Raw genomic sequence first — 24,751 nt, forward strand, 5'->3', positions numbered from 1 at the left:
CCTTCGGCGGCGTGAGCGGCTACTTGTTGGGCTTGGTGGAGCTGATGTCGCCGAGGGCCGACTCGGGGTCGCGCTCGATGGCCAGGTCCCCGAGGGAGACGATGCCCACCGCGTGCTGCTCCGCGTCGACGACCGGCATACGACGGACCGAGTGCTCGCGCATCAATTCCACCGCTCGGCTGACGTCGTCGTCGGGGCCCACCGTGACGAGGTCGTCGCTGCACGCGTCGGCCACGGTCGTCCGGTCCGGGTCGCCGCCCTCGGCCAGCGTGCGGACCACCAGGTCGCGGTCGCTGACCAGCCCCCGCAGCCGCTCGCCCTCGGTGACCAGAACGGCGCCGATGTCCTCGTCCCGCATCATCCGGGCCACGGTCGCCACCGACGTCTGCGGTTCGACGGTCACCGGGGCGCTTGTCATCAGCTCGCTGACATGCGTAGTCATGGGAACCCATCCCTCCGTGGAGTGGGACGGCGCCTTCGCCGCCGCTCGGTCTCCCGAGTACCCCATAAGCGACAAAACCCCACGCGCTCGCATCGGAAGCCTCCTCAGGGGAACCCGCCGGTCTCAACCATCCCAACCAACCCTGACCATTCCTGAAGTGAGCGAGGTGTCACAGATGTCCAACCCGCAGCAGCCGGAACAGCGGCGCAGTGACAAGGGCGGTGCCACACCGCAGGACAGCGCCGAACTGAAGGCCCGGCAGTCGGAGACGAAGGGCGGCCACGCCCACGGCACGGACAAGGGCGGCAAGGGCGGCAAGGGCGGCGGCAAGGGAGGAGGGGTGCCGCCGGGTCAGCAGCCGGACCACCCGTAGTCGCCGTGTGGTCCCCGGATCCCCGGGTACTCGCGTGAGGCGCGATACGGGTGTGTCGGGTGTGTCGGGTGTGCCGATCCGGCACCGGGCAGCTCGTGGCGGCGGTGTCGCCGTTGTGCCCGAGAGAACGGAGGTGACCGATGGCGGCGCTCACGCTGATGTCGACGTCGACGCTGTTGTTCACCCCGCCGGGTGTGTACGCCCCGCAGTGGGACACCGAACTGCTCGTGCGCGCCCTGTGCCGAGAGGACGTCGACGCGTCCACCGACGTACTCGACCTGGGGACCGGCAGCGGCGCCGTCGCCGTACAGGCGGCGCGTCTGGGCGCCCGGGTGACCGCCGTGGACATCTCGCGGCTCGCCGTGTTCACGGCACGGGTCAACGCGCTGCTCGCCCGTCGGCGGGTCCGTGTCCGGCACGGTGACCTCACCACGGCGGTCGCCGGACGCGCGTACGACCTGGTGATCAGCAATCCGCCGTACGTGCCCTCGCCCGCCGACCGGGTGCCGCGCGGCGGCCCGGCGCGGGCGTGGGAGGCGGGACGGGACGGCCGGGTGTTCGTGGACCGCCTCTGCGTGGCGGCACCCGGGATGCTGCGACCGGGCGGGGTGCTGCTGGTCGTCCACTCGGGCCTGTGCGGCACCGACGCCACACTGCGGGGGCTCGAGCAGGGCGGACTGCGCGCCTCGGTCGTCGACCGGGCCGAGGTGCCCTACGGCCCGGTACTGCGCTCCCGCCGCCCCTGGCTCGTCCGCCAGGGCCTGATCGACGAGACCGACAGCCACGAGGAACTGGTCGTCATCCGCGCCGAACGCCCGTGACGGCGCGACACGCCAGGCCCACGCGTGCCGGACACGCGGAACGCCGCCCGCCGACCACACGGACCGTGGCCCACACCGACACCCTCCACGCCCCGGCGAACGAACCGCGCACGGCTCGACGAACGAATCGCGCACGGCGCGGCGAAGAACCACGCACGGCGCGGCGGCGACGAGCCGGTCGGCGAGGGCGTCGGGCGCCTCGGGCCCGCGACGATGGGGACTTCGCGTCGGCGGCAGCTTCGTCACCCGTCGGTGCCCCGCGTTCCTTGACGGGGTCCTGCGCGCATGAGGCCCTGGATCCGCTCGTACCCGCGCGTCGCCGGCACCCCGAGCCCATCACCCTGGCACCCGCTCTCGGCGCCCAGCACGCCGTGGCCCCGGGCCCGCCCGGTGTCCCCGTCCGGTGCCGGTGCCGGTGCCGGTGATCGCTCCGGCGTCGGCGGCAGCCTTGTGCAACGCCTGTCGGCCCTCGCGCCCCTCGGACCCCCTGTGCCCCCGCGGCCCCCGGAGCCCCCGCGCCCCCGCACCCTCGGCCCTCAAGCACCCCCGCCGTCCTGACCCCCGCCCCGCTCGCCGGAGGCGGTCACGCCCTGTTCTGGCGGTGGTCGGTGCTGGTGCGGCGGAGGTTGGTGGTGTGGCGGGTGATGTCGTCGACCTGGGCCGCGATCTCGGGGTGGCCGGGGGTCAGGTACGAGTGCGTGTCCGCCAGGGGGGCGATGAGGGCGGCGGCGTCGTCGTTCGCGAGGGCGGCGGTGAGTTCGACGACGGGGGTGCGGGCGGCGGCGGGGAGGTCGGTGAGCGCGGCGATCCGACCGGCGAGCCCGCGCAGGTCCGCGGCGTTGGCGCGGGCCCAGCTGGTCACGGTCCGGTCGGCGGCGCGGCGGTCGCGGGTGGCCTGTACGCGCTGCTCGCCGGTGGATCCGGGCCGCCCGGGGCGTACCCGCAGATAGCGGCGCTCGGCGGCCTGGCGACTGGAGACCCCCAGGGGCTGCGCGAGGTCGGCCCAGCTCGCGCCCGCCTCCCGGGCGGCCTCGATGAGACCCGCCTCCCACTCGGCGAGCTGATCGCGCGCCTCGCGGAGCGACAGGAGCGCGGCGAGCGCCTGCTCCGAGCTGGTCGCTTCGGGCTCGGGCCGCTCCCCGTCCCGGGGCGTCCGGGCGGTGTGCAGGGCCTCGTGGATCGTGTCCAGCGCGGCGGCGGCCGCGAGGAAGGACGTGGGGGTGAGACCGCCGGAGTCGGAGGCGGGCTGAGGAGTGGTGGTCATGGGCCCTCCAACACGATGTCGTCGTATCGACGACTTTCCACTTGTCATCACTTGGATGACATGTTACAACGAAGGCAGGTGAAACGCATTGGCAGAACGTGCCTGACCCGAACACTGGAGGTGTTTGACGATGTTGATGCGCACCGATCCGTTCCGTGAGCTGGACCGCCTCACCCAGCAGCTCCTGAACACGACCGGCACCTGGTCACGCCCGTCGGCGATGCCGATGGACGCCTACCGCGAGGGCGAGGAGTACGTGATCGCCCTCGACCTGCCCGGTGTGTCCCCGGACGCGATCGATGTCGACGTCGAGCGGAACATGCTCACCGTCAAGGCCGAGCGGCGCCCCGTCGCCAAGGCGGACGACGTGCAGATGGAGCTCTCCGAGCGGCCCCTGGGTGTCTTCTCCCGCCAGGTCGTGCTGGCCGACACCCTGGACACCGAGCACATCAAGGCGGACTACGACGCGGGTGTGCTGACCCTGCGGATCCCGATCGCCGAGCGCGCCAAGCCCCGCAAGGTCGCCATCGGCGGCGGCACCGCCCACCGGGAGATCCGCGGCTGAACCCCGGTCGGTCGCGCCGATACGGAGGACGGCTCCCCTCCGCCGTCCTCCGCCCGTCCCACCGGCGGCCGGGACTCAGCCCCTGGCCGCCGCCCCCTCGCGCCCCCCCTCGGACGAGAAAGGCGATCGCTTCACGATGTTCTCCCTGCAAGAGCCGTGCCGGCACACCGTGGGCATGACGTTCGAGCAGATGCTGGAAAGAGTGCGCTACGAGGGCGCCTACCCCACCCGCGCACGGGCCGAGGAGGCCGTGCGTTCCGTACTGACCGCCTTCGGTCGCCGGCTCACCGGTGACGAGCGCGTCGAACTCGCGGCCAGACTTCCCCACGAGGCCGCTCGCTGCTTCACGGCGGAGATCCCCGACCCCGAACCGGTCACCGGCTGGGGCTTCGTCAAGGACCTGGCGTCCCGCACCGGCGGTACGGCGGCCACGACCCGCTGGGACACCGGGACCGTCCTGCGGATCGTCGCGCAACTCGCGGGCGACGACCTCCTCGACCGCGTCCTCGCCCAACTCCCGCCCGGCTACGCCCTGCTGTTCGGCCGAGCCGAACTCACCCAGACGCCCACGGCTCACCTGGTGGGCGCGGGAGCCCCCACCGGCACGACGACTCTCTGAACCACGGCCGCCGGGCCGCTCATGGACGTGTGCCGGTGCCCTCTCCTCTGGGAGGCTGAGGGGCATGACGGTGCGCGAAGATCCCGAGTTGTCGCAGCTGACCTGTCCCGACGAGGTCACCGGTGATCTCCGACAGGAGATCGTCGACTGTTGGGGAGAAGTCGCCAACGCGGGCGGCGCGGTGCTCGCCACCGAGTTCCCGCCGCTGCCGGTGAGCGCACGGGACGTCGCCCCCGTGGTCGACGGGCTCGTCCGCCGACTGCACCCGGAGCACGGCAGGCTGCTCGTCGCGACCGTCGGCGGTTCGCTCGCGGGCTGGCTGATCCTGCGCCGGGAGCAGCACCCACTGAGCCTGCACTGCGGCACGGTCAACCACGTCCAGACCCGCCCCCGCCACCGCGGCCGGGGCGTCGGCGTCGCGCTGATGCGGCGCGCCCATGACATCGCGCGGGACGAGATGGGTCTGGAGCGGCTGACGCTCTCCACCCGGGGCGGCGTCGGGCTGGAGGACTTCTACCGCAGGATCGGCTGGGTGGAGGTCGGTCGCTGGCCCGGCGCGCTGCGCATCGCGCCGGGCGACGACCGGGACGCCATCCTGATGAGCCTCACCCTCTGAGCCTGCCCGTCCGGGCCTGCCCCTCTGAGTTCAAGTCCCGCCCCGACCGTCCCGTTCCAGCCGTCCGGCATCCGGAAACAGTCGGAAACGGCCGCCCGTCCCCCATGCCGGATTGAGAGGGGCCGGTGCTGGTTACGGTCGTTATGACTGTCTGCCGACACCGGTACGTACTCCTCGGCGGGAGGAACCGCTGGTATGAGCGACGACCCGTTGTACCTGGAGCCACGGCTGGCACCGCCCACAGCGGCGCTCCTGGAGTCGGCTCCGCTCCTCCACACCCTCGTGGACGCGCTCGGCTCACCCCTCAACATCGTCCTGCCGGACGGGATCGCCGAGAACGTGCGGCGGTTCCGTTCCGTCTTCGACCGCCACCATCTCGGCGGGCGGATCTTCTTCGCCCACAAGGCCAACCGGTCCAGCTCCCTCGTCCGCCGGCTCACCACGACGGACGCCGCCCTGGACGTCGCCTCGCTCCGTGAACTCCAGCACGCGCTCGGGTCCGGCTTCACCGGCGACCGGATCATGGCGACGGGCCCCAAGGACCCGGAATTCCTCTGGCTCACCGCACGCTGCGGGGCCGTCCTCAACGTCGACGGCCCCGAGGAACTGCGACAGGCCGCCGACCTCGTCCGCACCCACGAACTGCCGCCGCTGCGCGTGCTGTTACGCCTCTCCGGGTTCGAGGCGACAGGCGCCGCACGGCTCTCGCGCCGAAGCCGCTTCGGCACCCCGGTGAAATCCCTGCACCAGTTGCTCGACGTCCTCGACCGCCACCGGCGGGTCCTGGAGCCGATCGGCGTCGGCTACCACCTCGACACCACCGGCCTCGACGAGAAGGCCGCCGCGCTCGACGGATGCCTGCGAGCCATGGAGGAGCTGCGGATCCGTGGTTTCCACCCGCGTGTCATCGACGTCGGCGGCGGCTTCGGCATCGACTACCTGGCGCACGCGGCCCAGTGGGAGCGCTACACCAGCGAACTCACCGGCGCCGTCATGGGCAGCCGCCCACCCCTGACCTGGGGCGGCCACGGCTACGGCCTACGGGCCGAGAACGGCACCCTCAGGGGCGCGCTGAGCCTCTACCCCGCCCATCGCCCCGTCGCCGGGGCCGCGTACCTCGACGCACTTCTCTCGCACCCGTCACCGACCCTGGGGCGCCCGCTGGGCGTCCTGCTGCTGGAGAGCCTGTACGACCTCTACGCCGAACCCGGCCGCGCCCTGGTCGACCAGTGCGGCCTCACCCTCGGCAGGGTCCTGGAGGTCCGGCCCGCGGACACCGGGCCGCATCTGGTGCGCCTCGCGATGAACGCGGGGGACGTCGGCCTGGAGGCCCACGGAGTGCTGCTTGACCCCCTGGTCCTGCCCCGCGACACGACCTCCCCCACGGGCGCCGTCGCCGTCCACCTCATGGGAAACCTCTGTCTGGAGGCGGATCTGATCACCCGTCGCACCGTCCACCTGCCCCGGCTCCCGCGCCCCGGCGACCTCCTCGCCTTCGTCAACACGGCGGGCTACTGCATGGACTTCGGCGCCACCCACGCCCAACAGCAGCCCGTCGCACGGAAGGTGGCCGTCCACCGGCAGGACGGACAGTGGCGGTGGTGTCTGGACGAGGAGTACTGGCCGCTCGGCCGCACGGGGGGTTCGCAGCCATGAGGTACGACACCATCACCGACGCCATCGGCGACACACCGCTGGTCCGTATCGACCCGGCCGTCCACGGCCTGCGCAACATCGACCTCTACGCCAAGCTGGAGATGCTCAATCCCTTCGGGTCGCTCAAGGACCGGGCCGCGTGGAGCATGACCCGGCACGACATCACCGGAGCCAAGGAGCGCGGCGAGACGATCGTGGAGCTGTCCAGCGGCAACACCGCCAAGGCCCTGGCCCTCATCGCCGGGCTGCACGGACTGCCGTTCAAGAGCGTCACCAACCGGATGCGTGTCCCCGAGATCAAGGACCTGCTCCTGCTGCTCGGCGCCGAGATCGAGGAACTCCCCGGCCAGACCGAATGCCTCGACCCGACCGACACCGAGGACCCCCTGACCCTCTTCCACCAGCGGCTGAACCGCCCGGGCGGCGCCCACCTGCACACCGACCAGTACTTCAACGCCCTCAACACCGAGGCCCACGCCACGGGAACGGGCCCGGAGATCATCGCCGACCTGGACGGCCGCGCCCCCGACTATTTCATCGCCTGCGTGGGCACCGCCGGATCGTCCACCGGCGTCGCCAGGGCGCTGCGCGCGCACGACCCGGCGGTGCGCGTCGTCGGACTGGTCGGCCGGAAAGGGGACTTCATCCCCGGCATCCGTACCGTCGACGAGGTGCAGGAGGTCGGCATCTTCGACCCGGCCACCTACGACACGCTGGAATCGGTGAGCGCCGACGAGGCCATCGACGGGATGCTCACCCTGCTCCGCCGCTGCGCCCTGCTCGCCGGCCCGACCGGCGGGGCGGCCTACCACGGTGCCGTCCGTCATCTGGCCGCCGTGGACGCCGAGTTGACGCAGCGCAAGACAGCCGTCTTCATCGTCTGCGACCGGGCGGAGAGTTACCTCGGCTACGTCCGGCAGCGCCGCCCGGACCTGCTGGGCCGTCCTCCGGCGAGGAACGCGGCCACGGCCCCGACCGACAGCGAGATCCGTTCGGTGAAGGTCGTCGACGTCGACGAGGCCCAGAAGTGGATCGCCGAGCAGCGCCCCCTCGTGATCGACCTGCGCGGCCCGTTCGCGTACGCGGCGCTCCACATCGACGGCTCGGTGAACATCGTCGACGAACTCTTCGAGGAACTCGTGCGGGGCGGGCTGCCGTTCAGCAAGCGGCAGCCCGTACTGCTCGCCTGCCCGGTCGGCGAGAAGTCGGCCCGGTACGCGGCCCTGCTCACCCGGATGGGCCACCCCGACGTGCGCAGTCTGGCCGGCGGCGTCATCGCCTGGCGGGACGCGGGCGCACCCCTGGTGCGTGACTGAGATGACCGATCCCGCCACGGAGCTGGCGGAACTGGCGGCGTGGCAGCGGCCGTTGCGCGCCCAGTTCCCGATCATCGCCGCGCACCCCGACCTGGCCTACCTGGACAGCGCGGCCACCAGCCAGAAACCGCGGCGCGTCCTGGACGCCGTACAGACGTATCTGACCACGACCAACGCCAACGCGGGCCGGGGGTCCTATCCCTGGGCCAACACCACCACCGCGCTGGTGGAGGGCACCCGGGAGCGGATCAAGGAGTTCCTCGGGGACCCCGACCCGGACCGGTCGTCGGTGCACTTCACCAGCGGGACCACGGCGGGGCTGCGCACGATCGCCCTGGACTGGCTGCCCGCCCTCCTCACCGACGGGGACGAGATCGTCGTCCCGCACGCCGACCACCAGGCCAACCTGTCGCCGTGGCTGGAGGCCGCGGAGCTGCTGGCCGGACAGGGCGTACGCGTCCGCGTCCGGCCGCTGCCGTACCAGGCCGGATCCGGCGACTACGATCCGCGAGCGCTCGCCGCGCTCGTCGGCCCCCGTACCCGCTTCGTGGCCGCCACCCACGTCCACCACGTCTACGGCGTCGACATGAACGTGCACCGGCTCCGGCAGGTCGTCGGGCCGGAGGTGCCGATCTGTCTGGACGCCGCGCAGAGCGTCGGGCACGTGCCGGTCTCGATGGCCGAACTCGACGTCGACTTCGTGGTGTTCTCCGGCCACAAGACGATGGCCCTGCCCGGTTCCGGCGCGGTCTGGGCACGGGGCCGGCGCGGACCGGCCCTCCGGCCCGGCGGCTGGAGCGGTACACCCAACACGGTCGGTGTCGCCGGGCTGGCGGCGGCGCTCGACTGGCTGGCCGCCGCCGGGCCGGACCGGATCGAACGCTGGACCGTGGCGCTGACCTCCCTGCTGACCGACGGGCTGTCCCGGATGGACGCCTACGAGGTGCTCGGCTGCCGGACGAGCCTCCGGGCCGACACCGAGGTGCAGCGGCGCCGCAGTCTCGTCACCTTCCGGCACCGCGAGATCGGCTCGCAGGACCTCGGCTTCATCCTCTTCAGCCGGGGGTTCATGGTGCGCACCGACGGCCACTGCCAGGCGGGCCGCGACGCGGAGGACGGCTCGGTACGGGTGAGCCTGCACGTGCACAACACCCCTGAAGAGATCCAAGAACTGCTCACCACCCTCGCCACTCTGCAATGATTTCCATTAACAGAAGCAGGTTCCGAAGACGGGGGCAGTGCGACAGGCATGGGTCTGAGTACGACGACAGCGGCGCGATGGGTGGAGCGCTGGGAACGCCAGCAGCAGTTGTACGCGGTCGACCGCGAGGAGAGGTTCGAGGTCATCGCGGATCTGGTCGAGCTAGTGACACGCGACCGTGCCGCGCCGCTCGTCCTCGATCTGGGCAGCGGCCCGGGCTGCCTGGCGGCGCGCCTCGCCGCCCGCCTGCCGACGGCCGACGTGCTCGCCGTCGACGCGGACCCGCTTCTCCTGGAACTGGGCAGCGCCCACTACGGCCCCGCCCTGCGCTATGTCCGCACCGTGATCGGTGAACCCGGCTGGCTCGACGCGCTCGCCCTGGAGCGCCCCGTCGACGCGGTGGTGTCGACCACCGCGCTGCACTACCTCGGCACGGAGACCCTGCGGGGCGTCTACCGGGACCTCGCCGGGCTGCTGCGGCCCGGCGGCATCCTGATCAACGGCGACCACATCAGCCCGGACTCCACGAAGGTGTCCGAGCTGGCGATCGACATCGGCCGCCGCCGCAGCGAACGCACCGCCGTGCCGCTCGTCGAGGACTGGGACTCCTGGTGGGCCGGCGCCGCCGCCGACCCGGAACTCGCCCGGCTCCTCTCGCACCGCGCGGACACCGGACGCCCCCGCTGCGAGGGCAACGATCTGACCCTCTCCGGCCATGTCGCCCTGCTGCGCGACGCGGGGTTCGACCACGTCGGCCCGGTCTGGCAGGTGGGCCCCAGCCACGTCCTGGCGGCCCTGCGCTGACGCGCTCAGGCGGTCGCGCTCACGCGTTCGCCGTCTACGCCGTCGCGAGCGAGACCTCGGTCGACTTGAAGAGGGCGGTGACGGCGCGGGTCCGGTGGGGGCTGGTCGGGCCTGAAAAGCACGGGGCGCAGCCCCGGCTTTTCAGGGGCGCGGGGAACTGCGCGACCAGCCCCCACCGGCCCGCAGACGACCCACACGCCGAAGGGCCCTGTACGCCTCGCAGCGGGTGGGGGAGCGGGGAGTCCGACCGGCTACGGGACGGCCGTGTGACCACCGTGGTCCGGGTGGGGCGTCAGGCGGGGTAGGCGTGGGTCTGGCTCGCCTTGACCGTCGCCCAGATCTCGCTGCCGGGGTGGAGGCCGAGTTCCGCCGCCGCGACGGTCGTCAGGTCGACGGCCAGGGGGAGCTCGCCGGCCAGGGCGGCGCGGATCTGGTCGCCGTGGGCCTCCATGCCGGTGACCTCGCAGTGCCAGAGGTTGCGGGCGCTGGAGCCGGTGGGCCGCTCCCGGTGGAGCGTGACGGCGCTGGGCGGGAAGGCGACGAAGACCGGTCCGGTGAGGTCGTCGGCGGTGGTGAGGGTGGGGCCGGCCGGGAGACGGACCGAGTGGCCCTCCGCCTCGCCCCGGTAGAGGTTGAGGCCGACCAGGTGGGCGATGTAGTCGGTGCGCGGGCGGCGGGCGATGTCGGCGGGCGTGCCCTCCTGGACGATCCGGCCGTCCTCGATGACGACCAGCCGGTCGGCCAGGACCATGGCGTCCAGCGGATCGTGCGTGACGAGTACGGCGACGGCCTCGAAGTCGGCCAGATGGCGCCGGAGTTGGGCACGGATGTCGAGGCGGGTGCGGGCGTCGAGGGCGGCGAGGGGTTCGTCGAGGAGGAGCAGACGGGGACGGGTGGCCAGGGCGCGGGCGAGGGCGACACGCTGCGCCTGGCCGCCGGAGAGCCGCCGGGGCTTGCTTCCGGCGTGCGCGGCGAGACCCATCCGCTCCAGCCACTCCGCGGCCTGCGCCCGGGCCTCCGCCTTGCTCGCGCCGTGGCAGCGGGGGCCGAAGGCCACGTTGTCGAGGGCGGTGAGGTGGGGGAAGAGGAGATAGTCCTGGAAGACCACTCCGACCGGGCGCGACTCCGGCGGCCGACGGTCCAGCTCGGCGCCGTCCAGCCGCAGACGGCCATCGTCCGACAGGGGGACGAGTCCGGCGAGCGCCCTCAGCGCCGTCGTCTTGCCAGCGCCGTTGGGGCCGAGCAGCGCCACCACGTCGCCGGGCGCGGCGGTCAGCGTCACATCGAGGCGGAACGACGGGCCACGCTCGACGACGAGCCGGGCGTCGAGGCCCTCGCCGAACGCCGGGGCCGAGGCGGGAGTGGGGGGAGGCGCGGAGGCCGGGGGAGGTGCCGAGGCGGGGGCGGCGGCGTTGTCGGGGGTCTTCTCGGTGCCGGTCATGAGGCGGTCATCCATCGGTCGCGCAGTCCCGCCAGCACCGCGATCGACACGGCCAGCAGGACCAGGCTGAGGGCGATCGCCGCCTCCGGATCGTTCTGGAGGGCGAGGTAGACGGCGAGGGGCATGGTCTGGGTACGGCCGGGGAAGTTGCCGGCGAACGTGATGGTCGCGCCGAACTCGCCGAGCGCACGGGCCCACGCCAGCACCGCGCCCGCCGCGACCCCGGGCGCGATCAGCGGCAGCGTGACCCGGCGGAACGCGGTGAACCGGGAGGCCCCCAGCGTGGCCGCGGCCTCCTCGTAGCGGGGGTCGGCGGCCCGTAGCGTGCCCTCCACGCTGATGACCAGGAACGGCATCGCCACGAACGCCTCGGCGAGCACGACCCCGGCCGTGGTGAACGGCAGGGTGATCCCGAACCAGTCGTCCAGCCACTGCCCGACGACCCCGTTGCGGCCGAGCGCCATCAGCAGCGCCACACCGCCTACCACCGGGGGCAGGACGAGGGGGAGGGTGACGAGGGCCCGTACGAGACCGCGTCCGGGGAAGTCGACCCGGGCCAGCAGCCAGGCCAACGGCACCCCGACGACCAGACTCACCGCCGTGGCCGCCGTGGCGCACACGAGGGACAGCCGCAGCGCCTGCCACACCTCGGGGCTGGTGAGCAGGTCGGGCATGCTGCGCCAGGGCGCCCTGATCAGCAGGGCGACGAGGGGGAGGACGAGCAGGACGAGGCCGATCAGCGCGGGCAGCAGCAGAGGGAGCGGGACACCCCCGCGACGCCCGCGCAGGGCCCCACCGCCGTGGACGCGCCGGCGCCGCGGGCCCCCGCCGAGGGTGTCCGGGGCGTCGGCTTCCCTCGCGGGGGAGGAGGCGGAATCGGAGGGGGAGGTCACGGCTTGAGGAACCCGGCCTCGGTCAGCACCTTCTGGCCCTCGGCGGACCGCACCAGTGCGATGAACGCCTTGGCGGTGCCGGAGTTCTTCGACTCCTTGAGCAGGGTGATCGGGTAGTCGTTGATGGCGTCGGCGGACTCGGGGAACTCCACGCCCTCCACCTTCTCACCGGCCGCCTTCACATCGGTCCGGTAGACGACCGCCGCGTCGGCCTCCTTCAGCACCACCTTGTTGAGCGCGGACTTCACGTCCTCCTCGTACGACACCGGCGTCAGCTTCAGCTCGCTCGCGTCGAGCGCCTTCTTTGCGGCCGCGCCGCACGGCACGGCCTCGTCGCAGAGCACGACCTTCAGGCCGGGGTCGGTCAGGTCCTCGAGGGAGGAGATCCCGTCCGGGTTGCCGGGGAGGGTGGCGATCTCCAGCTGGTTGCGTACGAAGGTCTGAGGGGTGCCGGAGGCGTCACCGGCCTCGGTGACGACGGCCATGGTCCTGGGGCTGGCGGAGGCGAAGACGTCCGCCGGGGCGCCACCGGTGATGCCGGCGGCGAGCGCGTCGCTGCCGCCGAAGCTGAACGTCACCTTCGTCCCGGGGTGCTCCTTCTCGAACCGCTCGCCCAGCGTCGTGAAGCTCTCCTTGAGTGAGGCCGCCGCGAAGACGATGACCTCTCCGGAGAGCTCTCCCGCGCCGGCGGGCCCCGACTGCGCGGAGGAGCCGGAGTCGGAGGAACCGCAGGCGCTCAGGACCAGCAGGGCGGCGGCACCGGCCCCGGCTGCCCGCAGGGCCCGCGTGCTCCGACGAGTGCGACGGCTCCGGCGTACGGAACGGGTCATCACGGTCCACTCCCTCTGGTCTGCGCTGCGCTGATGATTCTGCCGCAAGTGCCAGGCAGAAGTCATCAGGGGCATCGCACAAGCCGGGGTTCTCCTCTTCTCGGCATGGCATGTGCGTTCTTACAGGGGGGAGGGAGGCGCGCGGCGACGAGGCCGTCGGCCGGGCAGCACCAGCCCGGCCAGGCCGAAGAGGTACGCCCGCTTGTCCTCCGTCAGCCGCAGCACCCGCGCCAAGGCCTCGGCGACCTTCGCGGGCCGTTTGCTCCACGCCGATCTCCCTCGCACCGCACTTGCCCTACGCGCCACCGCAGCGGCGATCGACACGCGCTGACGGGGCCCCCGCAACGGACCGGCGCGCCCTCGGCCGCCCGCCCCTGGCGGTCACGGTGTGGAGAACAGGCCGGACCCCGGTGGCAGGGGGCCGTCGGTGCGGAGGCCGTTCGTGACGCGTAGGAACTCCAGCTTCTCCGCGTCGGGGGAACCCGCCGCCACCGTGTAGACGACGAGGCGGACATCGCAGCCCGGGACGGTGAGGACGTCGCAGTCGCAGACCACCTCACCCACCTGGGGGTGCACGACCGTCTTGCGGGACGAGACATGCGGTCCGACCGTGCCCTCGTCCCACAGCCGGGTGAACTCCGCGCTGGTGGAGCGCAGTTCCTCGACGAGGCCGAGCAGACCACGGTCCCGGGGGTAGGCGACGAGGGCCGTGCGCAGATCGGCGACGAGGGCGGCGTCGAGAGCGTCGCCGTCCTGGAGCACGGGCCAGGCCGCGAGCCCCGAGGGCCCGGCGGCGAAGACCGCCCGCACCAGGTTCCGCTGGTCGTGGGAGCGTGCGCTGGGGTCGCCGAGGAGCACGGCCCATGCCGGGGTCCAGGACAACAGGGTCCAGTCGGCGCTGAACACCCCCACCGGGAACTCCCCGAGGCGAGCCAGCATCCGTTGGACCCCCGCCGGGACATGCGTGGAGATCGTCCCCTCCTGCGGCGGGAGAAGGCCGGCCAGCCGATACGCGTGATCGCGCTCCACGGGCTGCAGTTGCAGCGCTCTGGCCAGGCTCGCGACGACCTGCGCCGAAGGGCTCGTGGCACGCCCCTGCTCCAGCCGCACCACATAGTCGACCGACAGCCCCGCGAGCTCGGCCAGTTCCTCGCGTCGCAACCCCACCGCACGCCGTCCGGGCCGCGAGGTCCGCCCGACGTCGGTCGGGGAAAGCCGGTCGCGCCAGCGGCGCAACGCCGTGCCAAGGGTCTCGTCCACCGAACCATTGTGTCCGCCGTACGGCCGTCGTGCCTGGTACTGGCCGTCCTACCGTCGCGGGGGGCACTGGTTGCCGTCTCGTCCCCGGCCGAGAGTGGACGCATGACGACAACCTTCATCACCGGAGCCAACAAGTCCCTCGGGTACGAGACCGCTCGCCGCCTGATCGAGGTCGGCCACACCGTCCTCGTCGGTGCCCGTGATCCGGAGCGCGGTCGGGCGGCCGCCGACGCACTCGGCGCCCGCTTCGTCCGGATCGACGTGACCGACGACGCGTCGGTGGCCGCGGCCGCCGCCGACATCGCCGCCCACGAGGGCGCCGTCGACGTCCTGATCAACAACGCGGGCGTCTTCGGGCCGCACGCCCCCGCCGACCAGGTGACGGCCGACGACGCGAGCGCGGTCTTCGACGTCAATGTCGTGGGGATCGTCCGGGTGACACACGCGTTCCTGCCACTGCTGCGCAAGTCCGCGAGCCCGGTGATCGTCAATGTGTCGAGCGGCATGGGCTCGTTCGCGGCCACCCACGACACCGGGCGCGTCGAGGGCCGGGCCGTCGCTCCGCTCTACACGGCGTCGAAGGCCGCCGTGACCATGCTGACCACGCAGTACGCGAAGGCCTGGCCGGACGTGAAGGTCAACGCGGCCGACCCGGGCTACACCGCGACCGACTTCAACGGGCACAGCGGCCCGCAGACGGTGACCGAGGGCACCGACGCGATCGTCGAACTCGCCACCATCGGAACGAACGGCCCGACCGGCACCCTCCGGGACCGCCACGGCGACCTGGCCTGGTGACCCACCCCTGAACCGGGAGCCTCCCGACCCGGCCCAACCCCGAACACGACGCCCTGAGCAGCGAGTCAGCGGGGAGCGTTCTCGTACAGCATGACCACGCAGGCCCCGCCCAGGCCGATGCTGTGCTGGAGTGCGACCCGCGCGCCCTCGACCTGGCGGGAGCCGGACCGGCCGCGCAGTTGCCAGACCAGCTCGGCGCACTGGGCCAGGCCGGCCGCTCCGAGGGGGTGTCCCTTCGACGGATAAGCAGTCGTGCAGTTCGACCACGTCGACGTCCCGCGGGCCGTATCCGCTTGTGGCGGGATCGGTGCCGTGCCTGTCCATGTGGGCGACTCCTGCGCCTCCGAACAACGGGGCCGCGACCGGTGTCCGTTCGTCATGGCCCTGCAAGTGGGTCATGCGGTCGCCGAGGGCCAGTACGCAGTCGGCGGCACCGGAGGCCACTGCCTGACGGGCGAGCCAGAGGGCGGACGAGCCGGTGGCGCAGTTGTTGTTGACGTTCACGACGGGGATGCCGGACAGGCCTAGGGAGTAGAGGGCGGCCTGACCGGCGGCCGAGTCCCCGTAGACGTATCCGGCGTAGGCCTGCTGGACGGCCTCGTACGGCAGGCCGGCATCGTGCAGAGCCGCGCGGGTGGCGCGTTCGGCCATGACCGGGTAGCTTTCACCGGCTCCGGGTTTGCCGAACGGGACCATGCCGACCCCGGCCACGTACACCGTGCGGACCGTGTCAGTCATGCGCGTTCCCGAGCAGTTGGGACCGGACCTCGTTCTTGAGGACCTTGCCCACCTTGGAGCGGGGGAGGTCGGGCCATACCTCGACCTGTTTGGGGGCCTTGACGCTCCCGATCCGGGCCTTGACGAAGTCGCGCAGGCCGGTGCCCGTGACGCTCGCCGCGCTCGCTCCGGCGTGGAGCTGGACGACGGCGGTCACGCGTTCGCCCCACGTGTCGTCGGGGAGCCCGACGACCGCGCAGTCCTGGACGGCGGGGTGCTCCATGACCGCCTGTTCGACTTCGGCGGAGTACACGTTGAATCCGCCGCTGATGATCATGTCCTTGGCGCGGTCGACGATGAACAGGTAGCCGTCGGCGTCGAGATGGCCGATGTCCCCGGTGTGGTGCCATCCGTGCCGGGACGCCTGCTCGGTGGCCGAGGGGTTCTTGTAGTAGCCCGCCATCACCAGCGAGCCGCGGACCACTATCTCGCCGCGTTCGCCGGGCGGCAGCAGCCGCCCCTCGCCGTCCATGATGGCGACGGTGACCAGCGGTGAGGGCCGTCCGGCGGAGGTGAAGCGCTCCACGGCGAGCGAGCCGTCGGGGTGGAAGTGGTCCTCCGGGGCCATCGTCGAGATCATCATGGGGGCCTCGGACTGGCCGAAGAGCTGGGCCATGACCGGGCCGATCCGTTCGATGGCCTCCTCCAGCCGGGCCGCCGACATGGGGGCGGCGCCGTACCAGAGGCAGCGCAGCGAGGTGAGGTCCGTGGCGGGCAGGTCCGCGTGGCCGAGGAGCATGTAGATGAGCGTCGGTGGCAGGAAGGTGTGCGTGACCCGATGCCGTTCGACCAGCGCGAGGAACTCGGTGAGGTCCGGCGTCGGCATGATGACGATCTCGCCGCCCAGCGTCATGACGGGGAAGCACAGCACCCCGGCGGCGTGCGTCAGCGGGGCGAGCGCCAGGTAGACCGGGCGGGTGCCGAACGGGTAACTCATCAGCGTCAGCGCCGACATGGTCTCGATGTTCCGGTCGGTCAGCATCACGCCCTTGGGCCGGCCCGTGGTGCCGCCCGTGCCGACGAGCATGACGGTGTCGTCGGCCGGTGCCGCTTCCCACGGGTCGGTCGGCAGGTCGTCCAGCCATGCGTCCAGGGAGGTCGCGAAGGGCGGGGATCCGTCGAGGCAGACCAGTGTGGTCAGCTTCGGCAGGTCGGGAAGGATCTTGGCGACCAGGGGGGCGTACGCCTTCTGGAAGATCAGGCAGACGCAGTCGAAGAGGTCCAGCGACTCGCGGTTCTCGGCGGCCTCGTTGCGCGGGTTGACGGGGCACCAGACCGCGCCGGCCCGGGAGATGCCGAACACGCAGGAGAAGGCGGTCGGATCGTTGGCGGAGAGCACCGCCACCTTGTCCCGGGGCCGTACGCCCGACCGGTCCAGGGCGCGGGCCACCCGCCAGGAGAGTTCCTGGACCTCGCCGTAGGTGAGGGTGTGTCCCCGCGTGGTGAGACAGGGGGCGTCGGGCCCCAGGGACGCGCCCTTGTCGAGATAGTCGGTCAGACGCACGGCGTCATCCTCGTTCTTCCGGGTTCCGGGTGTCGCAAGGTTCTCGGGGTTGCCGGGCTCGGCCCGGGACTCAGCCGTGGACGGTGAGGACCGGGTCGAGGACGAGTCCGAAGGCCTTGAGCTGGCCGAGCAGTTCGCGGTGGCCGAACGCCTGGCACGCCGAGGCCAGACCGACGCGCCGGGGCGGCTGCTGGAGCAGGCTGCGGGCGGCGTACGCCTGGAGCAGTCCGGTCTGCTTGTAGTTGCTGTGGCCGTGGATCACGCAGTGGGCGCGTCCCAGCGGGCCCGAGGCGTGGACGGAGTCGACGGAGGTGTTGACGCGCGGGTTCTCCCGGGGCGGCATGCCGGCCTGCACCGAGGCGGCCACCTCCGCCAGTGCGGCGTCCTGCTGCTCGGCGGGGAGGGTCTTGATCTGCGACTCGACCATCTTGACCGTCTCCACCACGCCCTGCATGACGCCCCGGTCCATGACGCCGCCGAGGGCCTTGCAGGTGGCCACCCTGGGATCGTTCTTGAACCACACGGGGTGGAGCGTGCCGCCCCACGGCAGGGCGAGTGCCGTCTCGTGCTGTCCGGGAACGGCGACGTCGGCGGCGGTCAGCGGGTCCCACCTGCGGTACTGGTTCTCCTCCAGGTAGTGCCAGTCGGCCTTGAGGATGGTGAAGATCGTCTGCGTCGACGCGTAGGTGGGGAAGCCCTTCCACAGGACCAGGACGTCGAGGGTGTCCAGGCCGGGGGTCTCCAGGCAGATGTTGGCCGCGATCTCGCCGGTGGTGTACATCTGCGCGATGCCGGGGGACAGCAGCAGGCCCTTCGCGGCGTACGCGTCGCCCCACCGCGCCTCGGCGTCGAGGGCCCAGTCCTGCTCGCCCGTGGTGTCGAGGTAGTGGCAGCCGGCCGCGAGGGCGGCCTCCACGACCTCCGGCCCGTACTTGATGAACGGCCCGACCATGTTGCTCACCACCTTGGCGCCACGGAAGAGCTCGGTCAGCGGTCCGACCGCGTGCTCGACCTCGACGACCTCGTGGTCCACGGTGTCGATCCCGGGGACCTTGTCGAGGACTTCGCGGATACGGGCCTTGTCGCGTCCGGCGGCGATGAAGGGGATGTTGTACTCGCGGAGGTACTCGCAGACCAGGCGACCGGTGTAGCCGGAGGCCCCGTAGACGACGACGGGCTTGCTGGTGCTCATGATCGGTCGACCTTTCGTGGGTGCGGGGGTGGGCGGAGGGGTGGGCCGAGGGGTGGGTGGGGTCCCGTCACATGCCCATGCCGCCGTCGACCGGCAGACCGGCCCCGGTGATGAAACGGGCGCCGTCGGAGGCGAGGAAGACCACGGCGTCGGCCATGTCGGTGACCTCGCCGAGCCGGCCGAGCGGGGTCAGCCCGATGACGCTGCCGACCGCCGCCTCCGCGCTGGGGAAGAGCCCCAGCGTCTCCATGTCCGCCGCCAGCCGGGCGCCCATCTCGGTCGGGACCAGCCCGGGGTACACGCAGTTCACGCGCACGCCGTAGCCGAGCTTGCCCGACTCCAGCGCGGCCACCCGGGTCAGCCGGTCCACCGCCGACTTCGTGGCGGAGTAGCCCGCGATGCCGGGGAAGGCGATGGTCGCCGCGACCGACGCGATGTTGACGACCGCGCCGCCGGCGCCTGCCGGACCGCCCGGGCGCATCGCGCGGAACGCGTGCTTGATGCCGAGTGCCGTGCCCAGGACGTTCACGTCGAGCATCCGGCGGACGTCGGACGGGTCGAGGTCGACGACCAGACCGGAGATCTCGACCCCGGCGTTGTTGACGACGATGTCCAGGCCACCGAGTTCGGCGACCGTCTGCGCGACCGCTGACTCCCAGCTCGCGTCCTCGGTGACGTCGAGGGAAACGAACCCGGCACGGGCGCCGGACTCCCTCAGCGCGTCGGCGGTCGCCTTGCCCGCCTCCTCCTGGATGTCCCCGATGACGACGGCGGCACCGGCGCGGGCCAGCGCCTCGGCCATCCCCGCGCCCAGTCCTCGGGCCCCGCCCGTCACCAGCGCCTTGCGCCCGGTCAGGTCGTACACGCTCATGGAACCTCTCCTCGTCGAGATGGCTGAGTGGCGTCAGCGTCGGCCATTTCTGGACAGTCGTCAAGACTTTCTTGGACAGTCGTCAAGGTTTTGCTGGACGAGTGTCCAGGGAATCGGTGCGTGACCGTCCGGGCCGCGCTACCGTGGGGGCGGAGCCCGCGCGGGGCGGGGCCAGGTGGAGAGGTGTGACGGGAATGCAGCTGTGACGCAGACCGCGCGCAAGGACGTCAAGGACAGGGACGTCAAGGACGGCAGGGACGGGAAGAACGCGGACCGGATCTCCCGGCGGCAGGTCGACAAGTTCGCCGAGCGCCGGGCCCAGCTGGCCGCGTCCGCGCTGCGGACCCTGTCCGAGCTGGGCTACGCCCGTACGAGCCTGCGTGAGATCGCGCAGAACTCCGAGTTCTCCCACGGCGTGCTGCACTACTACTTCCGCGACAAGGTCGAGCTGATCACCTACTGCGTGCGGCAGTACAAGGCGGAGTGCGTCACCCGCTACGACGGCATCGTCGCCACCGCCGACTCGGCCCCGGCGCTCAAGGAGGGCTTCGCCGAGGCGATGGCCGGGACCCTGCGTGACGACGCGGCGATGCACCGGCTCTGGTACGACCTGCGCAACCAGAGCCTGTTCGAGGAGTCGTTCCGTGACGACGTCCTCGACATCGACCAGAGCCTGGAACGCATGATCTGGCGCATCGTCAGCCAGTACGCGGACCTGGCCGGTTCACCCGTGGCCGTGTCATCTCCGGTCGCGTACGCGCTTTTCGACGGACTGTTCCAGCAGGCACTGCTGAGGCATCTGAGCGGCGGCGAGAGTGCCGCCGCCGACCTGACGGCAAGCGTGGCACAGCTTCTGGACCAGCTGGTCACCCCTGTCTGACCAGGCGTCGGGCGGGTGGGAGACGTTAAAAAGGGGGTCCCCTGCGGCTCCTCGCGGGGCGGCAGGGGACATCCGGTCAGGAAGTGAAGGGCGTGGAGCCGTCCTCTGCGGTGATGCGCCACAGGTGGTCGGCGGTGCCGGTGTCGTCCCACTGCAGGGCCTGGGCCCCGGACGACGTGGACATGTTCTGGATGCCGAGGACCATGCCGCTGTTCTTGTTGACGATCTTGGCGTAGCCGCCGCCGGCGTCGACGATCGACCACAGATGGTCGGCGGTCAGGGTGTCACCCCACTGGAGCGCCGTGGCGCCGGCGGCCTTGGAGGCGTCCTTGATACCGAGGACCTGTCCGCTGTGGGTGTTGAAGATCTTGTAGTAGCCGTTCTCGGCGGGGACGACCTTCCACCAGTGGTTGGCCGTGCTGTTGACGGTCTGCTGCTGTACGGCGCCTCCGGGGGCGATGGAGGAGCCGTCGACGCCCAGCTCCAGGCTGCTGTTCTTGTTGGTGATCTTCACCCGGGGTGTCTCGGGGTACCAGGACTCCAACTCGGTGACGCCGACGAACTTGCCCGTCTGCGGGGTGAAGACCACGCGGAACTGGGACGTGGTGATCGTCGGGAAGGTCACCTCGTTGGGGTTGTTCGCGACCGGCGCGGCCGGACTCTTCGTCTGGCCGGGGACGTTCACCCACGAACCGTTGTTCAGGTACTGCACGGTGTAGCTCGCCGGGACGCGGATGTTCGCGCCGTCGTCGTAGGTGTAGAACTTCACCTCGTTGATCTTGCGTGGCGCTCCGAAGTCGACGCCGAGGTGGTCGGTGGCGTTGGGTGAACCGGAGTTGGTCCAGCGGTTGTCGGGGATCTTGTCGTAGCGGATCCAGCCGTCGGTGGCCCGCAGCGGGGCGTCGAAGGTGGTGGGCTTGCAGGTCTGGCCGCTGTGGCAGTGCGGGCCGTTGGAGACGGTGTTGGTGTAGGAGGCGAAGGCCTTCGGGTACGGCTGGGTGACCGTGCGGCCCAGCCAGTCCTGCTCGGCGGTCAGTGGGTTGGCGGCCACGTTCATCAGGCGGGCCGGCTGCGCCGGGGTGACGGGCGCGGCCACGTTCACGGTCGTGCTGGTACCGAGCGTCGAGGACTGGTGGATACGAACGCCGTCCTGGAAGATCTGCAGACCGCTGCCCTTGCCGTAGTGCGAGCCGTCCCGGTCCCAGCGGATCGAGTAGGTGTGCCCGTGGTACGGCAGGCTCTCCACCGCGAACCAGTCCCACCCGGACGGCACCAGCGGCTTCAGCACCAGCGTGTTGTTCGCCTGCGGCTTGATGCCCAGCAGACCGCTCAGCACCAGGTCGTTGAAGCTGGAGTGGTTGTAGTGCTCGCTGAAGTTGAAGCCGTCGTAGATCCACTCGCCGGTGTCGCCATTGGCGGCCTCGGCCACGTAGGGCTTGCCGTCCTTGTGCTGGAGGTCGGCGAACTGGGCCAGCATCGTCTGGTAGTCGGCCTTGGTGACGAAGCTCTGCGCGGGGTAGTCCTGCAGCAGGTTCGCCAGGCCGGTGAGGATCTGGCTCGTCTGGTAGGGCCAGCTCGGGCCGTTCCAGTGGCAGCAGTTGGCGTCGTCGCGCTTCTGCTCGGCCGGTATCGCCTGGTGGTTGAAGTACGGGTTGGCGGTGATCCGGTCCAGCTCGGCGAAGCCCGTTCCCCTGGTGAACTTCAGCGTGTTGGCGCCGGCCTTCATGGGGACCTGCACGGTGACGGACTTCGACTCCGAGAACTGGCCCCAACTGCCGCCGGGCGCATAGCTGACCGTGACCGGGTTGGCCGTGTCCCCGTTCACGACGACCTTGTGCGTCGACGTACCGGAGGTGGCGTTGGCGTAGTGGACCGTCACCGGGTAAGTGCCGGCCCCGGGCGCGTCCACGGTGAAGGTGACCGCGCTGTCGTCGAAGTCGATCTGGCCGACGTACTTGCCGTTCGACGCCGTCGAGGAGTCACGTGTGTTCGCGTGGACGACGGCGGCCTGCTCGGCCTCGAAGTCGTGCACCCGCTCCAGGGTCGTCGGCCCGAACGGCGCCTTGAACCGCTTGGCGTCGGTCAGGTACTTCCACGCCGACGAGTACTGCGCGTCGGGGAGGTTGAACGCCCAGGGGGCGTAGCCCATCGCCTCGCGCCAGGTCGTACGGGTCTGCTTCAGCGTGCCGTTGGTGCCGTCAGTGTTGTAGACCTGCATGAAGAAACTGCGCTGCGGGTCCCACAGGGAGTTCTGGACGGCGGCCTTCAACTGCGCGGCCCTGCCGTCGTACTCGTTCGCGGTCGCGGTGTCGCCGTTCATCGTGGCGATCTTGCTGATGGTCTGGGCGGCGGCGAACATGTACGCGTTGATCGTGGGCCGGTAACCGCGGCCGCCGCTGAACCAGTTGCTGCTGTGCATCGACGTCTCGGTGTACTCCGTGGCGTCGGACAGCGGGGTCTGGTGGAACAGGTCGCTGGAGGACTGCGTGCCGTTGACCGTGACGTCGGTGTCGAAGTTGGAGTCCCACCGCTTGTAGAGGGCGATCAGGTGGGGGAGCGCGGACTTGATCTGCGCCGCGTCACCGGTCACGAGATAGCGCTGGTAGGCGGCGCTCGTGATCCACTCACTGAAGTTGCGCGCACCCGAGTTGCCCGCCCCGCGGAGCCAGAAGTCCAGGTAGTCGCCCGCGTAGTCGCGGTTGTGCAGCCAGCGCCCGTCCAGCAGGTGGTAGCCGGTCGCGTCCGGCAGCGCGGTGTACGGGTTCCCGGCGTAGCCGATCGGCACGTCGTACTCGGTCGACACGTACCCCGTGCCCGGGACGGTGTAGCGCAGCGCCCGCTTGAAGGTGCTCCACCGGTAGTAGTAGACCTCGTCGATGTCGTTGTCGGGGGTGTCCAGGAACGGGATGTTGTCCTTGTACCACTGGCGCTCGTCGAGCTGGTTGGCGGCGAGGATCGCGTCCTTGTCCAGTGCCACCGCGTCGGGGTCGTCGGCGGCCAGCGCCGGGCTCGCTCCCGGACCGGCCGACAGCAGACCGACGGACAACACCGAGGCGCACAGGACGGCCAGTGTGCGGCGCCTGGGTCTGAGGGGATGACGCATAGAGGTGTCCTCCATTGGGCACTCATGCGATGGTTCGAATGTTCGAAATGACGAACATTGTTCGAAATGCTGCGAGACGGTAGCTACGCGCCGAAACCGAAGTCAAGAGGTTGGACGCTGATCCGAGCGCTACGGGTGACCTGCGACCGGGCTCCAGCGATCGAGCCCGGACCGAAGGGATCCTCCGCTTCCTCCCACCGATGACGACCGTCCTCGGCGCGAACCATCTCCCGCCCCGGTTCCTCGACGGCGAGAGGCGGATCACCGCAGTCCGCATGGACCGTCCACCTGGTCCGACGGGCGTCGTATGGAGGCGGGCAGGTTGGCCGGCCACAGGAACTCCCGCGAGTTTCGTCAGGGTCGTTCGCGGCACGTCGCGAAACGGTCCCCGCCGGATCGACGCCGTGCTCAGCCACTGGCTGGTTCGCGCCCTTAACGACATCCACGCGTCTGCTCAGACTGCCACTCAGGACGGGGTGGGGAGGGCTTGGGTGGCGGCACGGAATCGACGCCGTTCGGTCGCGCGGAAGCGCCGCCAGGAGCGAGTCAAGGTGGGCGTGATCGGCGGTGTGGGCTGCCTCGCCCTGCTCGTCGTGTTCTGGCAGGTGATCTGGCCGTACCTCGTCGGTGGTCTCGTCCTCGTCGGGGGTGCCGGCGGTGGATGGTGGTTGTGGCGTACACACCGACTGGTCAAGGGACGTGATCACCAATGGAGGCGGGAGGACGCCCTCAAGGCCGGCCGCCGCTCCCTCACAGAGGTGGACACGATGTCGGGCGGCGAGTTCGAGGACTTCGTCGTGGATCTGTGCCGACGTGACGGGTGCACCGAAGTTCGCCGGGTGGGCGGCTCGCACGACGATGGCGCGGATGTGTTGGGGTGTCTGCCGGACGGCCGGAGCATGGTGATTCAGTGCAAGCGTTACTCACCGAAGAGCAGGATCCCAAGCCACCAGGTCCGCGACCTTCTCGGTGCGGGAGTCCACTTCAAGGTCGATGTCGCGATTTTCGTCACGACCACGTACTTCACCGGGCCTTCTGAACGGACCGCAGTACAGAACGGCGTTGTCGCGGTCCACCGCGACCACCTCGGTTCATGGAACAACGGCGCCCCACTCCTGTCGCTCATCGAGCTGAACGGGGCGGGGCAGGGCGATCGTAGGCACCGTGCTCGCTGGAAGGAGACGTACGAGTAGGCCACATCTCATGGCATCGTCGAGTGAGGGTGCGCCCGAACTGGGTCACCGGACTCTGCGAGGAGTCGCGTCGCGAGGCCGTCGGCGGTGAAGGGTTTCGTCGTCGGTCCACATGGCGCCGGAGGTCCTCACACTCGAAGAGGCCGTCGGGCGTGGCACCGGCCGAACTCCTCGAGCTCGGCGGTCGTCCAGCGGCGGGAAGCGGCGAACACGTTGATCAGCCAGGGCCTGTTGGCGGACTGCCACCGACCGGAGGTGAGCTCATGCCTCGACAGCCGACGGCCTTCCAGAGCTGTCTCGACCGGCATAAGATCCCTCGGCTCAGCTCCTGG

The 24,751-nt window shown here is 71.0% G+C and carries 23 protein-coding genes and 2 pseudogenes; 12 read left to right on the forward strand and 13 right to left on the reverse strand.

The window, feature by feature from the left end:
• Positions 1–19: 19 nt before the first annotated feature.
• Positions 20–442, reverse strand: coding sequence for a CBS domain-containing protein (locus L3078_RS36415; protein WP_239758184.1), 423 nt, complete (start codon positions 440–442; stop codon positions 20–22).
• 157 nt (positions 443–599) lie between these two features.
• Here L3078_RS36415 and L3078_RS36420 point away from each other — a divergent pair, with 157 nt between their 5' ends.
• Positions 600–815, forward strand: coding sequence for a hypothetical protein (locus L3078_RS36420; RefSeq protein WP_239758185.1), 216 nt, complete (start codon positions 600–602; stop codon positions 813–815).
• A gap of 140 nt (positions 816–955) precedes the next feature.
• On the forward strand, positions 956–1,636 hold the full coding sequence (locus L3078_RS36425; RefSeq protein ID WP_239758186.1) for a HemK2/MTQ2 family protein methyltransferase: 681 nt from the start codon (positions 956–958) through the stop codon (positions 1,634–1,636).
• A gap of 583 nt (positions 1,637–2,219) precedes the next feature.
• Here L3078_RS36425 and L3078_RS36430 read toward each other — a convergent pair.
• Complete coding sequence (locus tag L3078_RS36430) at positions 2,220–2,900, reverse strand: type III effector protein (protein ID WP_239758187.1); 681 nt, start codon at positions 2,898–2,900, stop codon at positions 2,220–2,222.
• Positions 2,901–3,030: 130 nt separating this feature from the next.
• Here L3078_RS36430 and L3078_RS36435 point away from each other — a divergent pair, with 130 nt between their 5' ends.
• The 7 genes from L3078_RS36435 to L3078_RS36465 all read left to right on the forward strand — a co-directional run bounded on the left by L3078_RS36435 (position 3,031) and on the right by L3078_RS36465 (position 9,677).
• The gene (locus L3078_RS36435) at positions 3,031–3,465 is read left to right on the forward strand and encodes an Hsp20/alpha crystallin family protein (protein WP_239758188.1); all 435 of its coding nucleotides are present in this window, start codon (positions 3,031–3,033) and stop codon (positions 3,463–3,465) included.
• Positions 3,466–3,601: 136 nt separating this feature from the next.
• Positions 3,602–4,084 carry a DUF2267 domain-containing protein gene (locus L3078_RS36440; protein WP_391803346.1) on the forward strand — a complete coding sequence of 161 codons (483 nt, stop codon included), beginning with the start codon at positions 3,602–3,604 and terminating at the stop codon, positions 4,082–4,084.
• A 64-nt stretch (positions 4,085–4,148) separates the two neighbouring features.
• Positions 4,149–4,700, forward strand: coding sequence for a GNAT family N-acetyltransferase (locus L3078_RS36445; RefSeq protein WP_239758190.1), 552 nt, complete (start codon positions 4,149–4,151; stop codon positions 4,698–4,700).
• 195 nt (positions 4,701–4,895) lie between these two features.
• The gene (locus tag L3078_RS36450) at positions 4,896–6,356 is read left to right on the forward strand and encodes a type III PLP-dependent enzyme domain-containing protein (RefSeq protein WP_239758191.1); all 1,461 of its coding nucleotides are present in this window, start codon (positions 4,896–4,898) and stop codon (positions 6,354–6,356) included.
• Positions 6,353–7,672 (forward strand): pyridoxal-phosphate dependent enzyme, encoded by a 1,320-nt coding sequence (locus L3078_RS36455; protein ID WP_239758192.1) that lies wholly within the window; start codon positions 6,353–6,355, stop codon positions 7,670–7,672. The genes L3078_RS36450 and L3078_RS36455 overlap by 4 nt, the downstream gene beginning before the upstream one ends.
• A gap of 1 nt (position 7,673) precedes the next feature.
• Complete coding sequence (locus tag L3078_RS36460) at positions 7,674–8,873, forward strand: aminotransferase class V-fold PLP-dependent enzyme (RefSeq protein WP_239760603.1); 1,200 nt, start codon at positions 7,674–7,676, stop codon at positions 8,871–8,873.
• Positions 8,874–8,921: 48 nt separating this feature from the next.
• Entirely contained in the window at positions 8,922–9,677 is a 756-nt protein-coding gene (locus L3078_RS36465) for a class I SAM-dependent methyltransferase (protein ID WP_239758193.1), read from the forward strand.
• A 292-nt stretch (positions 9,678–9,969) separates the two neighbouring features.
• On the opposite strand, the gene L3078_RS36470 is transcribed toward L3078_RS36465, so the two are convergent.
• The 5 genes from L3078_RS36470 to L3078_RS36490 form a co-directional block, all read right to left on the reverse strand.
• A complete protein-coding gene (locus tag L3078_RS36470) occupies positions 9,970–11,118 on the reverse strand; it encodes an ABC transporter ATP-binding protein (RefSeq protein ID WP_239758194.1) in 1,149 nt (382 codons plus the stop codon).
• Entirely contained in the window at positions 11,115–12,011 is an 897-nt protein-coding gene (gene modB, locus L3078_RS36475; RefSeq protein WP_239758195.1) for a molybdate ABC transporter permease subunit, read from the reverse strand. Before modB ends, L3078_RS36470 begins: the two co-directional genes overlap by 4 nt.
• Positions 12,008–12,841, reverse strand: a complete 834-nt coding sequence (gene modA / locus L3078_RS36480) for a molybdate ABC transporter substrate-binding protein (RefSeq protein ID WP_239758196.1) — start codon at positions 12,839–12,841, stop codon at positions 12,008–12,010. Before modA ends, modB begins: the two co-directional genes overlap by 4 nt.
• Positions 12,842–12,961: 120 nt before the next feature.
• Positions 12,962–13,126, reverse strand: coding sequence for a hypothetical protein (locus L3078_RS36485; RefSeq protein ID WP_239758197.1), 165 nt, complete (start codon positions 13,124–13,126; stop codon positions 12,962–12,964).
• Positions 13,127–13,222: 96 nt separating this feature from the next.
• Entirely contained in the window at positions 13,223–14,101 is an 879-nt protein-coding gene (locus tag L3078_RS36490; protein WP_239758198.1) for a helix-turn-helix transcriptional regulator, read from the reverse strand.
• A 102-nt stretch (positions 14,102–14,203) separates the two neighbouring features.
• Between L3078_RS36490 and L3078_RS36495 the strand changes: the two genes are divergently transcribed.
• Positions 14,204–14,899, forward strand: coding sequence for an SDR family NAD(P)-dependent oxidoreductase (locus L3078_RS36495; protein WP_239758199.1), 696 nt, complete (start codon positions 14,204–14,206; stop codon positions 14,897–14,899).
• A gap of 65 nt (positions 14,900–14,964) precedes the next feature.
• On the opposite strand, the pseudogene L3078_RS36500 reads toward L3078_RS36495, so the two are convergent.
• The 4 genes and pseudogenes from L3078_RS36500 to L3078_RS36515 form a co-directional block, all read right to left on the reverse strand.
• Positions 14,965–15,637 (reverse strand): annotated as a pseudogene (locus tag L3078_RS36500) (thiolase C-terminal domain-containing protein).
• Positions 15,630–17,180, reverse strand: coding sequence for an acyl-CoA synthetase (locus L3078_RS36505; RefSeq protein ID WP_239758200.1), 1,551 nt, complete (start codon positions 17,178–17,180; stop codon positions 15,630–15,632). The pseudogene L3078_RS36500 and the gene L3078_RS36505 overlap by 8 nt, the downstream one beginning before the upstream one ends.
• A gap of 70 nt (positions 17,181–17,250) precedes the next feature.
• A complete protein-coding gene (locus tag L3078_RS36510) occupies positions 17,251–18,372 on the reverse strand; it encodes a DUF5938 domain-containing protein (protein ID WP_239758201.1) in 1,122 nt (373 codons plus the stop codon).
• A 67-nt stretch (positions 18,373–18,439) separates the two neighbouring features.
• The gene (locus tag L3078_RS36515; protein WP_239758202.1) at positions 18,440–19,243 is read right to left on the reverse strand and encodes an SDR family NAD(P)-dependent oxidoreductase; all 804 of its coding nucleotides are present in this window, start codon (positions 19,241–19,243) and stop codon (positions 18,440–18,442) included.
• Between the two features lie 202 nt (positions 19,244–19,445).
• On the opposite strand from L3078_RS36515, the gene L3078_RS36520 reads away from it, so the two are divergent.
• Positions 19,446–20,123 carry a TetR/AcrR family transcriptional regulator gene (locus tag L3078_RS36520; protein ID WP_239758203.1) on the forward strand — a complete coding sequence of 226 codons (678 nt, stop codon included), beginning with the start codon at positions 19,446–19,448 and terminating at the stop codon, positions 20,121–20,123.
• 76 nt (positions 20,124–20,199) lie between these two features.
• Here the strand turns inward: L3078_RS36520 and L3078_RS36525 are convergent, their stop codons facing one another.
• Positions 20,200–23,226 (reverse strand): MGH1-like glycoside hydrolase domain-containing protein, encoded by a 3,027-nt coding sequence (locus L3078_RS36525; RefSeq protein WP_239758204.1) that lies wholly within the window; start codon positions 23,224–23,226, stop codon positions 20,200–20,202.
• A 551-nt stretch (positions 23,227–23,777) separates the two neighbouring features.
• Between L3078_RS36525 and L3078_RS36530 the strand changes: the two genes are divergently transcribed.
• Positions 23,778–24,419 (forward strand): restriction endonuclease, encoded by a 642-nt coding sequence (locus L3078_RS36530; RefSeq protein WP_239758205.1) that lies wholly within the window; start codon positions 23,778–23,780, stop codon positions 24,417–24,419.
• Positions 24,420–24,427: 8 nt separating this feature from the next.
• Here L3078_RS36530 and L3078_RS45005 read toward each other — a convergent pair.
• Positions 24,428–24,640, reverse strand: a pseudogene (locus L3078_RS45005) (hypothetical protein); the annotation flags it as partial.
• Positions 24,641–24,751: the final 111 nt, after the last annotated feature.

This window comes from Streptomyces deccanensis (genome assembly GCF_022385335.1).
In the GTDB taxonomy this organism is placed as follows: Bacteria; Actinomycetota; Actinomycetes; order Streptomycetales; family Streptomycetaceae; genus Streptomyces; species Streptomyces deccanensis.